Source organism: Micromonospora sp. NPDC048063, assembly GCF_043202855.1.
Classification (GTDB): Bacteria; Actinomycetota; Actinomycetes; order Mycobacteriales; family Micromonosporaceae; genus Micromonospora.
On record NZ_JBIDBG010000001.1, the window covers coordinates 993571 to 1006132 of the forward strand.

Here is a 12562-nt window from a genome sequence, read left to right on the forward strand (position 1 = left end):
GCGAATGTGTGATCATCAGCGGATGCCGGTACGCGCCGAACACGACCGGGCCGTCCTCGCCGGGCTGCTGGGACGCGACCCGGTGCTGCACGCCTACCAGCTCGGCGACCTCGACGACTTCTTCTGGCCGTACACCTCCTGGTTCCGCCGGGGCGAGGAGGTGGCGTTGCTGTACCACGGGGCCGACCCGCCCACCCTGCTGGCGTTCGCGGCGCCGCCGCGGGTCGCGGAGCTGGGGGCGCTGCTGCGGGAGCTGGCGCCGGTGCTGCCGGCCCGGCTGTGGGCGCACCTGTCCCCGGGCCTGGAGCCGGCGCTGGCCGGGGCGTACCGGATGGAGCCGGCCGGCCCGCACCACAAGATGGCGCTGACCGACCCGGCCCGGCTGGCCGCGACCCCGCCCGCCGGGGTGGTGCTGGACGCCGCGGACCTGCCGGCGCTGCACCGGCTGTACGCGGACGCCTACCCGGGCAACTGGTTCGACCCGCGGATGCTGGACACCGGCCAGTACGTGGGCATCCGCGAGGGCGGCGAGGTGGTGGCCGTCGCCGGGGTGCACGTGTTCTCGCCGGCGTACCGGGTGGCGGCGTTGGGCAACGTGACCACCCATCCCCGGGCCCGGGGACGCGGGCTGGCCGCGGCGGCGGTGGCCGCGCTGTGCGGGCGGCTGCTGACCAGCGTCACGCACGTCACGCTCAACGTGAAGGCGGACAACGGGCCGGCCGTGCGGCTCTACGAGCGCCTGGGCTTCACCCGCGTCGCCGACTACGGCGAGTACGCGTTGACCGCGCGCGGGCGCTGACGGCCGGTCGTCCGGCGACCGCCGGCCGCGCGGCCCGGCGCGAGCGCCGGCCGGCGCGGCGGTGCGACCGTCCGGCGCGGTGGCCCGGACGACCGGCCGAGGGTCGACGTGAGAAGTCTTTCACCTGCATGTTCGGCCGCCCAGGGGGGTCGGGAACCCGACGCTGGGCGCTGCTGGTGTCGGACCGGCGGGGGCCCGTCCCGGCCCTAGCGTCTCCCGGCAGAGGTCGCGCGTGCGACGCGCGGCGGAGCTGAAGGAGCAACGCATGGCAACAGCAGCAGTGCCCTGGCGGCGAACACGGACGGTGAGCCTGCTCGCCGGCGTGACGGCGGTGGTGACCGCGCTGGCGACACCCGCGGCGGCGGCGCCCGGGGTGAACCCGGCCCTCGTGGACCGCGACGCCGACCCCGGCACGTCGATCGGCGTCAGCAAGGTGGTGTCCACCCCGCCGATCCCGCCGAAGCCCGACGTGGTGCTGCTGGTCGACACGACCGGCAGCATGGGCGGGGCGATCGCCAACGTACGGACCAACCTGCAGCAGGTCATCACCGACGTGCGCGCGGCGCAGCCGTCGGCGCAGTTCGCGGTGGCCTCCTACCGGGACACCGGGGACGGCGCGGAGCTGTTCCAGGTGCGGCAGGACCTGACCGACGACGCGACGGCCCTGCAGAACGCGGTGAACGGGCTGGCCGCCGGCGGCGGCGGGGACACCCCCGAGGCGTGGGTGAACGCGCTGGTCGAGGTGTCCGAGGGGGCGATCGGCTACCGTTCGGGCAGCAGCCGGATCGTGGTGCTGGTGGGTGACGCGCCGAGCCACGACCCGAGCAACGGGCGCAGCCTGGCGCAGGCGACGGCTGCGTTGCAGGCCGACGAGGCGCGGCTGCTGGCGGTGAACGTCAGCGGTGGCGGTGGCGGCCTGGACGCGACCGGGCAGGCCACGGCGGTGGTGTCGGCCACCGGCGGGCAGCTGGTGGGCAGCTCCCCCGACACGGTGACCGCCGCGATCCTGGCGGGCCTGCGGGACCTGGACGTCACGGTCACCCCGACGGTGACGTCGTGCGACGCGGGCCTGTCGGTGGGCTTCGACGCGGCGTCGCGGACGCAGCAGTCGGGCACCGACGTGCCGTTCGCCGAGACGATCACGGTGGCGGCGGACGCCGCGCAGGGCGCCGAGCTGACCTGCACGGTGGACTTCCTGCTCAACGGCCTGTCCGGCGGGCCGGCGTTCACGCAGCAGATCCGCGTGCGGGTCAACGACGTCACTCCGCCGACCGTCGTCGTCGACGACCGGACGGCGGAGGCGACCAGCCCGGCCGGCGCGGTGATCGACTACCCGGCGACGGCGACCGACAACGTCGACGGTCCGCTGACCCCGACCTGCGTGCCGCCGCCCGGCTCGACGTTCCCGCTGGGCGCGACGACGGTGACGTGCACGGCCACCGACGCGGCCGGCAACACCGGCGGCGACACCGCCGTGATGCGGGTGGTGGACACCACCCCGCCGGCGACGGCGTGCGTGCCGACGAACAACCCGAGCGGCGGCACCATCCCCGGCTCGTACAACCCGGACGGGTTCTACGAGCTGACGTCGACGGACGTGGTGGACACGGCCGTGCAGGTGTTCATCGGTGACGCGGCGGACCCGAGCGTGCGGTTCGGGCCGTTCCCGGCCGGTACGAAGATCAAGCTGGTGCAGGCGCCGGGTGCGCAGTCGCGGGTGAAGGACGGCACCGGCGACATCGACTACAAGGTGACGTTGCGCGGCGACGCGCTGATCGTCGGCGTGGACGACGCGGGCAACGCCTCGTCGCCGGCGGTGTGCCTGGTGGCTCCCCCGCCGAAGTGACGACCGCCGCGCGCGGGGTCGTGCCCCGCGGGTGACGTCCCGGCCGCCGGGCCCCGTCGGGGTCCGGCGGCCGTTCGCGTACGCGCCGGGTCGCGGGCGCCCACGCCGTTCAGGCGCGGCGGGTCGCCGCGTCTGCGCGGTTCAGCCTCGGCGGCTGGGCGAGTCGAAGCGGCCGGCGCGCATCTCGCGCAGCGCCCGGCGGCGGGTGTCCCCGCGCAGCGTGTCGACGTACAGGCGGCCGGCCAGGTGGTCGGTCTCGTGCTGCAGGGCCCGGGCGAGGAACCCACTACCGGAGATCGTCAGCGGCTCGCCGTGCTGGTCGAAGCCGTGGGCGGTGGCGTGCATCGCCCGGGGGGTCGGGAAGTAGAGCCCGGGGACGGACAGGCAGCCCTCGTCGTCGTCCTGCAACTCCTCCGACAGTTCCAGCGTCGGGTTGACCAGGTGGCCGCGGTGGCCGTCGGCGTCGTAGACGAACACCTGCGCGTTGACGCCGATCTGGGGCGCGGCGACGCCGGCGCGGCCAGGAGCGCCGAGCAGGGTGTCCATCAGGTCGGTGACCAGGGCGCGTAGTTCGGCGTCGAAGCTGGTCACCGGCTCGCTCGGGGTGCGCAGCACGGGGTCGCCGATGATCCTGATGGGTCGCATCGTCATGCCGGCAAGGCTATCCGTCGTCGCCCCCGGTGGCGGCGCCCGGGCGGGCGGCCACGAGCACCTCGACGCCGTCGAGGATGCGGGCCAGGCCGAACTCGAACGCGCGGGCGGGGTCGCCGGCGGCCTGGTACTCCTGACCGGCGGCGCTGCCGACCCGCGCCGCGAGGGGGTAGCGGCGCGGGTCGAGGGCCTTCTCCAGGTAGGGGGCGTGGGCCTGCCACCACTGTTCCTCGGTCATACCGGTGTGCGCGGCGGCCTGGGCGGCCTCCACGGCGCTGCGCACGGCCCCGTGGACGTACCCGGAGACGAGGGTGACGACGGCGTCCATCTCCAGGTCGGTCAGGCCGATGCCGTCGACGGCGCGCAGCTCGTACTCGTAGCGGGCGATGACGTTGGGGCCGAGCGGGGGGCGGGTGGTGGCGACCTGCAGCAGCCAGGGGTGACGCAGGTAGAGCGCCCAGGTCTCGCGGGCGATGTGTGCGAGGCGGCCGCGCCAGCCGCCGGGCACGTCGTCGGGGCGGGCGGTCTCGCCGTAGACGGTGTCGAGCATGACGTCGAGCAGCTCGCCCTTGCCGGGGACGTACGTGTAGAGGCTCATGGTGCCGACGCCGAGGCGTTCGGCGACCCGGCGCATGGACAGGGCGGCCAGCCCGTCGGCGTCGGCGACCTCGATGGCGGCGCGGACGATCCGGTCCACGGACAGGTCGGGCCGGCCCTTGCGGCTGGCGCGTTCGCGGGTGCGCCAGAGCAGGGCGAGGCTGCGCGCGGGGTCGCCGGTGCCGCTGTACTCGGTCGTCATGCCCCGGAACTCTACCGTGCGCCGTACCGTATGGTGTACGGTACGGCGTACGGAACGAGCGGACGGGGGCACGGATGCACCGGGACGGACCGGCCATCGAGGCCGAGGGACTACGCAAGCGCTACGGCGACACCGAGGCCCTCGCCGGCCTCGACCTGACGGTGCCCGCCGGCACGGTCTGCGGGCTGCTCGGGCGCAACGGCGCGGGCAAGACCACCGCGGTGCGGGTGCTGACCACCCTGCTGCGGCCCGACGCCGGCACCGCCCGGGTGGCCGGCGCCGACGTGCGGCGACACCCCGACCGGGTGCGCGCCCGCATCGGGCTGGTCGGTCAGCACGCCGCCGTGGACGAGGTACTCAGCGGCCGGCAGAACCTGGTGCTCTTCGGCCGGCTGCACCACCTCGGTGGCGCGCGGGCCCGCGTCCGGGCCACCGAGCTGCTCGCCCGCTTCGACCTGACCGACGCCGCCGACCGGCCCGCCGGCACGTACTCCGGCGGGATGCGCCGCCGCCTCGACCTCGCGGCCAGCCTGGTCCTCGACCCGCCGGTGCTGTTCCTCGACGAGCCCACCACCGGCCTCGACCCGCGCACCCGGGCGCAGGTGTGGGACGCCGTGCGGGGCCTCGTCGCCGACGGCACCACCGTGCTGCTGACCACCCAGTACCTGGAGGAGGCCGACCAGCTCGCCGACAGCGTCCGGGTCGTCGACGCCGGCCGGGTGATCGCCGACGGCACCCCCGACGAGCTGAAGGCCGCACTCGGCGGCGACCGGGTCGACGTGGTGCTGTCCCGCGCCGACGAACTGGACCGGGCGGCGCGGGCCGTCGGTGCCGCCGTCGCGGCGAGGCCGCACGTCGACCCGGCGGCCCTGCGGGTCAGCGTGCCCGTCTCCGGGCGCGTCGCCGCGCTGGCCGCCGTGCTGCGGGCGCTCGACGACGCCGGCCTGACCGCCGCCGACATCGCGGTACGCCGCCCCACCCTCGACGAGGTGTTCCTGAAGCTCACCGGTGAGGACTCCCCCGCCGCCCGCCCCGCCGAGGAGAAGGTGACCGCATGAGCGTGACCGTCCACCCGCTGCCGCACCGCCTGCGCTGGGCCGTCGCCGACGGCGTCACCCTCACCGGCCGCGCGCTGGCGCACTGGGTCCGGCAACCCGCGCAGGCGATCGTCGGGCTGCTGTTCCCGGTGCTGCTGGTGCTGATGTTCGGCTACCTCTTCGGCGGCGCGATGAGCGTGCCCGGCGGCGGCGACTACCGGGAGTTCCTGCTGCCCGGCATGTTCGCCATGACGATGGCCTTCGGCATCGAGTCGACGTACGCGGCCGTGGCCACCGACACCGCCCGCGGCGTCACCGACCGGTTCCGGTCCCTGCCGATGGCGCCCTCGGCGGTGGTCACCGGCCGGGCCGCCGCCGACCTGCTGCACTCCGCCGCCGGCCTGGCCGTCATGCTGGCCTGCGGCCTCGCCGTCGGCTGGCAGTGGCGCGCCGGCGCCGCCGCGGCCCTGGCCGCCGTCGGGCTGCTCCTGCTGCTGCGCTTCGCCCTGATCTGGGTCGGCATCCACCTGGCGCTGGTGCTGCGCCGACCCGAGTCGGTGGTGGTGCTGCAGATCCTGGTCTGGCCCGTCGGGTTCACCTCCAACGCGTTCGTCGCCCCCGACACCATGCCCGGCCCGCTGGCGGCGGTCGCGCAGTGGAACCCGCTGTCCGCGACCGTCGCGGCCTGCCGGGAGCTGTTCGGCAACCCCGGCTGGGGCGGCGAGTCCTTCGCCGCGCAGCACGCCGTCGCCCTCGCCGTCGCCTGGCCGCTGCTGCTGATCGCCGTGTTCCTGCCCCTCGCGGTGCACCGCTACCGCACGCTCAGCCGGTGACCGAACGGGCCATCCCGATCCACGCCGGCCGGGCGCGCGAGGCGCTGGACGTCGCCACGGTGGTGCCCCTCACCCCCGCCGAACGCGTCCGCGACGACCTGCGCCGCGCCGAGGACCTGACCGCCGACCCGCACCCGGAAGGACGCCCGTGACGATCGGCTCCCACGCCGTCACGTTCACCCCCGCCGACCCGCCCCGCGCCGGGACGTTGCTCGTCTGGTCGCCCGACGGCGGCCCACCGCCCGACGGGATCGGCGAACCCGCCCGGGTGACCCTGGCGACGCCCCCGCACGGCCACCCCACCCCGGTGCCCGCCCGACGGGCGTCGCTGGCGGCCGGCGTACCGCTGCTGCTCGCCGCGCGGGCCACGGACCCGGCGGCCGCGTTCTGGGCCGCCGCCACCCGGGAGGCCCTGCACCTGGCCGCCCACGGCCTGCTGCTGCCCGCGGTGACCCCCGCCGGGCACGACACCTGGCGCGTCGGGCCGCTCACCGACGACGACGAGGCCCGGCAGGCGCGGCTCGCCGCCGCGATGCCCGCCACCGCCCGCGCGGTGCCGGTGCCCGGACGCACCCCCGCCTGGCTGCCCGACCCGGCGCGGCTGCTGCGTGACTTCCTCGACGCCGTCGCCGACACCCTGCCCCGCGCCGACGGCGCCACCGGGGCGTGGGCCGCGCCGACACCCACACCCGTCGGGCGGCTGCGCGACTGGGCCGCCCGGGTCGCCGCCCACGCCGACGCGGCGGTACGGCTGTCGCTGCGCCTGGAACACCACGACACCCCCGACGAACCGTGGCGGCTCGTGGCGCAGGTGCACCGCGCCGCCGCGCCGGGGCTGCTCACCGACGCCGCCGCGCTGTGGCACGCCACGGTCCCCGGGTTCCCGCCCAGCGCCCGCGACGCCGCGCTGCTGGCCCTGCGACACGCCGCGCGGGTGTGGCCGCCCCTGGCCGGGCTGCTGGACACGGCCGTGCCCGACGCGTTGGCGCTGACCGACGCCCACGTCGTCGACCTGGCCACCGGCGCGGCCGCCCGCCTCGCCGGCGACGGGATCGACGTGCACTGGCCGGCGGGGCTCGACCGCGACCTCACCGCCTCGGCCGTGCTGCGCGCCCCGGCCCGCCGCGCCGCCGGAACCGGGCTGCTCGCCGGGCCCGGCGACCTGGCGCTGCACTGGCGACTGAGCCTGCACGGCGCGCCGCTCACCCCGGCCGAGCTGGCCCGGCTCGCCGACGCGCACCGGCCGGTGGTGCGGCTGCGCGAGCGGTGGGTGCTGGTGCCCCCGGAGCTGGCCCGCCGCGCCCGCGACCCGCACGCCGGGACACTGGCCGCGATGCCCGCGCTGCGCGCCGCGCTGACCGGCGCCACACACGTCGACGGCCAACGCGTCGACGTGACCACCGAGGGCTGGCTGGCCGACGCCGCGCGACGGCTCGCCGACGGCGGGACCGCTCCCCCGGTGCCCGCACCGCCCGGGCTGGCCGCGACCCTGCGCGACTACCAGCGGCACGGGCTGCGCTGGCTGGCCCGGCTGACCGCGCTCGGCCTCGGCGGCTGCCTCGCCGACGACATGGGGCTGGGCAAGACCGTCACCCTCATCGCCCTGCACCTGCACCGGCAGGCCGACCCCGCCACCGCCGGCCCGACCCTGGTGCTATGTCCCGCGTCGCTGCTCGGCAACTGGGAACGGGAAATCCGGCGCTTCGCCCCCGACACCCCCGTACGCCGCTTCCACGGCCCCGACCGCCACCTCGACGACCTCGACGGCGGGTTCGTCCTCACCACCTGGGCCACCCTGCGCCGCGACGCGGCCCGGCTGGCCGCCCGGCGGTGGCCGCTGCTCGTCGCCGACGAGGCACAGCACGTGAAGAACCCCCACTCGGAGACCGCGTCGGCGCTGCGCGCGATCCCCGCCGCCGCCCGGGTCGCCCTGACCGGCACCCCCGTGGAGAACGACCTCACCGACCTGTGGGCGATCCTGGACTGGACCACCCCCGGGCTGCTCGGCACCCTCACCGAGTTCCGCGCCCGCTGGGTCAAGCCGGTGCAGACCGACCGCGACCCCGACGCCGGGCGGGACCTGGCCCGGCTGGTCGGGCCGTTCCTGCTGCGCCGCCGCAAGAGCGACCCCGGCATCGCCCCGGAGCTGCCCGGCAAGACCGAGACCGACCAGCCCGTCGCGCTCACCGCCGAACAGGCCGCCCTCTACCAGGCGTGCGTCGCCGAACTGCTCGACCTGATCGCCGGCACCGACGGCTTCGCCCGGCACGGGCTGGTGGTCAAGCTGCTCACCGCGCTCAAGCAGATCTGCAACCACCCCGCCCAGTACCTGCGCCAGACCGCGCCGCCGCTGGCCGGCCGCTCCGGCAAGCTCGACCTGCTCGACGAACTGCTCGACACGATCCTGCCCGCCGGCGGCGCGGTGCTCGTGTTCACCCAGTACGTGGCGATGGCCCGGCTGCTGCACCGGCACCTGACCGACCGGGGCGTCGGCGCGCTGCTGCTGCACGGCGGGCTGCCCGTCGCCATCCGCGACGACCTGGTCCGCCGCTTCGACGCCGGCGAGGCCCCGGTGTTCCTGCTGTCGCTGCGCGCCGCCGGCACCGGCCTGAACCTCACCCGCGCCGACCACGTCGTGCACTACGACCGCTGGTGGAACCCGGCCGTGGAGGACCAGGCCACCGACCGGGCGTACCGGATCGGGCAGACCCGGCCCGTGCAGGTGCACCGGCTCATCGCCGAGGGCACCGTCGAGGACCGCATCGCCGCGCTGCTCGCCGGAAAGCGGGAACTCGCCGAGGCCGTCCTCGACGCCGGACCGGCGGCCCTGGCCGCGCTCAGCGACACCGAACTGGCCGAACTCGTGACCCTCGGCGGTGACCGATGACCCCGCGCGGCTTCACCGCGTTCCCGCCCGGCCGGGCCCGCCGCCCCCGCACCTGGTGGGGCTCGGCGTGGAACCGGGCCTGGGAGGCCGACGCCCTCGACGCCGGGCCGCTGCGCGCCGGGCGCCGGCTGGCCGCCGCCGGGCACGTCGGCCCGATCACCGTCAGCCCCGGCCGGCTCGCCGCCGCCGTGCACGACGGCGACACCGAGCAGGCGTACGCCACCCGGGTGCGCGTCGCGCCGCTGGCCGAGGACGACTGGGACCTGCTGGCCGGCGAGGTGGCCGCGCGGGCCGGGCACCAGGCGGCGCTGCTGGCGGGGCAGCTGCCCCGCGACCTGGCGGACCTGGCCGGGGTGCGGCTGCTGCCCGCGCTGGGCGAGGTCACCCCGGAGTGCGACTGCCCGGAGTGGGACCACCCGTGCCGGCACGCCGCCGCGCTGTGCCACCAGGTGTCCTGGCTGCTGGACGTCGACCCCGCCCTGCTGCTGCTGATCCGGGGCCGCGACGCCCGGCAGCTGCTCGCCGCCGCGCCGGCCCCCGGCCGCACCGTGCCGCGGCCGGAGTCGCCGCTGCCGCCCGGATCACCCGGTCGGGCCCCTGTCGCGCCGGAGTCACCCGCCGGGCGTCCCGACGCGGCGGGGACGGCGGCCGTCGAGGCGTACGCCCGCCCGACGCCACCCCTGCCGCCGCCACCGGGGCCGGTGGGAGCGCCGACGCTGCCGTTGCTGCCGCCCGGCCCGGACGTCGACGTCGACGCGTTGCGCCACCTCGTGGCGGTGGCCGCCGAGCGGGCGACGGCACTGCTGCGGCAGCGCTGACCGCCCGCCCCGGCCCGGGTGCCGTCGGCGGCGCGGAGACTGCCGCGGTGTCCTCGTGCAGCGGTGCCGGCATACCGGCGGTGGGAGCGAGGTGGCTGGTCAGGCCGGCGGCGGCAGGCCCGCGTCGGCGATGCGCTGTCGCATCGGCCGCCGGCGCACCGCGGCGAGGACCTCGTGCAGCAGGTCGGCCAGCGGCACGGGCAGCTCGGCGTCCAGCCCGCGCATCGCGGCGGTCGTCGCCGCCCACTCCGCCTCGATCACCGGCAGCAGCTCGCGGGCCCGGTCGGTCAGGTGCACGATGCGCTGCCGGGCGTCCGCGCCCGGGGTCAGCTCCACCAGGCCGGCGCGGGCCATCTGGGCCACGGTCTGGCTGGTCGCCGAATGGGTGACGCCCACCCGGCGGGCCAGGTCGCGGATGGGCAGCGGCCCGTCGGCCACCAGCACCCGCAGCGGCGGCGAGAACCGGGGCCGGTAGTCGGCCAGGCCCCGCTCGGCGTACACCGCGGCGACGTCGCCGTCGATCACGTCGAGGACGTGCCGCAGCAGCGTGCCCACGGCCTCCCGGTCCGGTACGTCAGTCACTCCGCTAATGTAACAGCGCTGTTGTATCTGGTGGGACGAGGGAGGACAGGCGATGACGCAGCGGTATGCCCTGACGGAGCCGTACGCGCACGGGATGCTCGACGTCGGCGACGGCCAGCTCGTGTACTGGGAAACCTGCGGCAACCCCGACGGCAAGCCCGCGGTGGTGCTGCACGGCGGTCCCGGCTCCGGCTGCTCGCCCAGCTGGCGGACCTTCTTCGACCCGGCCCGCTACCGGGTGACCCTGTTCGACCAGCGCGGCTGCGGACGCAGCCTCCCGCACGCCGCCGACCCCACCGTGGACCTGTCCACCAACACCACCGACCACCTGATCGCCGACGTCGAACGGCTGCGCGAGCATGTCGGGGTGGACCGCTGGCTGGTGCTGGGCTCGTCCTGGGGTTCCTGCCTCGGCCTGGCGTACGCCCAGCGGCACCCGGAGCGGGTCAGCGAGCTGGTGCTGTTCAGCGTCACCGCCGGCACCCGCCGGGAGATCGACTGGATCACCCGGGACATGGGGCGGGTGTTCCCCGCCGAGTGGGCCCGGTTCCGCGACGGCGTGCCGCCGGCCGACCGCGACGGCGACCTGGCCGACGCGTACGCCCGGCTGCTGGCCGACCCGGACCCGGCGGTGCGGGACCGGGCCGCCCGCGACTGGTGCGCCTGGGAGGACAGCCACGTCGCCACCGCCCCCGGTCACCGGCCCGACCCCCGCTACGCCGACCCGGTGTTCCGGATGGCGATGGTCCGGCTGGTCACCCACTACTGGCGGCACGACTGCTTCCTGCCGGAGGAGCAGGTGCTGCGCGAGGTGGGGCGGCTGGCCGGCATTCCCGGGGTGCTGCTGCACGGCCGACTCGACATCAGCAGCCCGGCGGACATCCCGTGGCTGCTGGCGCAGTCCTGGCCGGACGCGCGCCTGGAGTTGCTGGAGCGCGCCGGGCACGGCAGCAGGAACGGCATGGCGGAGCGGGTCGTCGCGGCGCTGGACGGCTTCGCCGACCGCCGCTGACACCCCGCCCCACCGGTCAGGTCAGGAGACCTCCGGGCCGGCGCCGCGCGCCGGGCGGCGGTCAGCCGCCGGCGAGCGCGGCGCGGACGGGGCCGGTCTTGGCGGCGGCCTCGGCGACCTCGGCGTCCGGGTCGCTGCCCCAGGTGATGCCCCCGCCCGCCCAGACGTGCACGCGGTCGGCGTCGACGGCGGCGGTGCGGATGGTCAACCCCAGGTCGATCCGCCCGGGGGCGACCCAGCCCAGAGCCCCCATGCTCGCGCCGCGCCCGACCGGCTCGAGGGCGGCGACGCGGCCCAGCGCGGCGAGCTTCGGGGCGCCGGTGACCGAGCCGCCCGGGCAGACCGCGCGCAGCAGGTCGGCCAGGCCGAGCCCGTCGGCGACCGCCGCCGACACCGTCGACTCGGCCTGCCACAGGTCGCACCAGCGGCGTACGGCGAACAACTCGTCGACCCGCACGCTGCCGGTGCGGGCGACCCGCGCCAGGTCGTTGCGCTCCAGGTCGACGATCATCACGTGCTCGGCGCGTTCCTTGGCCGAGGCGAGCAGCTCGGCGCGGCCGACGGCGGTGGCGGGCCGGGTGCCCTTGATCGGTCGGGTGACCAGCCGCCCGTCGGTCAGCTCGACCAGGGTTTCCGGGCTCGCGCAGCCGATCGCCCAGCCCGCCCCGGTGAGGGTGCCGCCGTAGCGGGCTCCGGGCAGCCCGGCGAGCCGGCCCAGGGCGGGCAGCGGGTCGCCGGCGTACCGGGCGGCGGCGTGCCCGACGAGGTTGACCTGGTAGACGTCGCCCCGGCCGATGGCGGCCCGGACCGCGGTCACCGCCTCGGCGTGCTGCCGCGGGGTCCAGCTCTCCGCCCAGTCGCCCAGCCACCAGCCGGCGGCGGGCGCCGCGGCGGCCGGCGGGGCGGGCGGGCCGTGGCCGTAGACGACCACGGCGACCTCCGGCAGCGCGGGGGCGGGGCTGGCGGCGCCGGGCGGCGCGCCGGCGAGGACCGCGCCGGCGGCGGCGGAGACGTAGAGGGCGGCCCCGCAGGCGCCGGCGGGGTCGTGGCCGGCGGCGGGGCGGGCCAGGTCGTGCAGCGGCAGGCCGTGCGCGGCCAGGAACTCCTGCGCCAGCGCGGCCGGGTCGCCGCCGTCGGCGGGCCGCCACTGCCAGCGGGCCCGCTCGACGAGCGTACGGCGGCAGGCGACCGGCGCCGCCGGCACATCGACCCCTGCCCGTGAAAGCGTTTCCACGCCGTCCGGCCTATCCTCCCTCATCCGTTCAGTGGATTTCCCGGAAACGACGCGCATACCTGCT

Annotated in this window: 12 protein-coding genes; 8 read left to right on the forward strand and 4 right to left on the reverse strand. The window is 76.9% G+C overall.

What is annotated here, in order from left to right:
• Positions 1 to 22: 22 nt before the first annotated feature.
• Positions 23 to 799: a GNAT family N-acetyltransferase gene (locus ACGFZ2_RS04475; RefSeq protein ID WP_393450093.1), complete on the forward strand. Its 777-nt coding sequence runs from the start codon at positions 23 to 25 to the stop codon at positions 797 to 799.
• A 265-nt stretch (positions 800 to 1064) separates the two neighbouring features.
• The gene (locus tag ACGFZ2_RS04480) at positions 1065 to 2645 is read left to right on the forward strand and encodes a VWA domain-containing protein (protein WP_393450096.1); all 1581 of its coding nucleotides are present in this window, start codon (positions 1065 to 1067) and stop codon (positions 2643 to 2645) included.
• A 141-nt stretch (positions 2646 to 2786) separates the two neighbouring features.
• On the opposite strand, the gene def is transcribed toward ACGFZ2_RS04480, so the two are convergent.
• Together def and ACGFZ2_RS04490 are read right to left on the reverse strand one after the other, a co-directional pair.
• Positions 2787 to 3296 carry a peptide deformylase gene (def, locus tag ACGFZ2_RS04485; RefSeq protein ID WP_350705633.1) on the reverse strand — a complete coding sequence of 170 codons (510 nt, stop codon included), beginning with the start codon at positions 3294 to 3296 and terminating at the stop codon, positions 2787 to 2789.
• A gap of 10 nt (positions 3297 to 3306) precedes the next feature.
• On the reverse strand, positions 3307 to 4095 hold the full coding sequence (locus ACGFZ2_RS04490) for a TetR/AcrR family transcriptional regulator (protein ID WP_393450099.1): 789 nt from the start codon (positions 4093 to 4095) through the stop codon (positions 3307 to 3309).
• Between the two features lie 74 nt (positions 4096 to 4169).
• On the opposite strand from ACGFZ2_RS04490, the gene ACGFZ2_RS04495 reads away from it, so the two are divergent.
• From ACGFZ2_RS04495 to ACGFZ2_RS04515, 5 genes are read left to right on the forward strand one after another with little or no spacing between them, the layout of a single operon-like run.
• Positions 4170 to 5153 carry an ATP-binding cassette domain-containing protein gene (locus ACGFZ2_RS04495; RefSeq protein ID WP_393450102.1) on the forward strand — a complete coding sequence of 328 codons (984 nt, stop codon included), beginning with the start codon at positions 4170 to 4172 and terminating at the stop codon, positions 5151 to 5153.
• Entirely contained in the window at positions 5150 to 5965 is an 816-nt protein-coding gene (locus tag ACGFZ2_RS04500; RefSeq protein ID WP_393450105.1) for an ABC transporter permease, read from the forward strand. The genes ACGFZ2_RS04495 and ACGFZ2_RS04500 overlap by 4 nt, the downstream gene beginning before the upstream one ends.
• Positions 5962 to 6117, forward strand: coding sequence for a hypothetical protein (locus ACGFZ2_RS04505; RefSeq protein WP_393450108.1), 156 nt, complete (start codon positions 5962 to 5964; stop codon positions 6115 to 6117). The genes ACGFZ2_RS04500 and ACGFZ2_RS04505 overlap by 4 nt, the downstream gene beginning before the upstream one ends.
• Complete coding sequence (locus ACGFZ2_RS04510) at positions 6114 to 8852, forward strand: DEAD/DEAH box helicase (RefSeq protein ID WP_393450110.1); 2739 nt, start codon at positions 6114 to 6116, stop codon at positions 8850 to 8852. Before ACGFZ2_RS04505 ends, ACGFZ2_RS04510 begins: the two co-directional genes overlap by 4 nt.
• Entirely contained in the window at positions 8849 to 9670 is an 822-nt protein-coding gene (locus ACGFZ2_RS04515; protein ID WP_393450113.1) for an SWIM zinc finger family protein, read from the forward strand. The genes ACGFZ2_RS04510 and ACGFZ2_RS04515 overlap by 4 nt, the downstream gene beginning before the upstream one ends.
• A 99-nt stretch (positions 9671 to 9769) precedes the next feature.
• On the opposite strand, the gene ACGFZ2_RS04520 is transcribed toward ACGFZ2_RS04515, so the two are convergent.
• Positions 9770 to 10252 carry a MarR family winged helix-turn-helix transcriptional regulator gene (locus tag ACGFZ2_RS04520; RefSeq protein ID WP_393261776.1) on the reverse strand — a complete coding sequence of 161 codons (483 nt, stop codon included), beginning with the start codon at positions 10250 to 10252 and terminating at the stop codon, positions 9770 to 9772.
• Between the two features lie 52 nt (positions 10253 to 10304).
• Between ACGFZ2_RS04520 and pip the strand changes: the two genes are divergently transcribed.
• Complete coding sequence (pip, locus tag ACGFZ2_RS04525) at positions 10305 to 11264, forward strand: prolyl aminopeptidase (protein WP_393450116.1); 960 nt, start codon at positions 10305 to 10307, stop codon at positions 11262 to 11264.
• 61 nt (positions 11265 to 11325) lie between these two features.
• Here the strand turns inward: pip and ACGFZ2_RS04530 are convergent, their stop codons facing one another.
• Positions 11326 to 12522 carry a chorismate-binding protein gene (locus ACGFZ2_RS04530; protein WP_393450119.1) on the reverse strand — a complete coding sequence of 399 codons (1197 nt, stop codon included), beginning with the start codon at positions 12520 to 12522 and terminating at the stop codon, positions 11326 to 11328.
• Between the last annotated feature and the right edge of the window lie 40 nt (positions 12523 to 12562).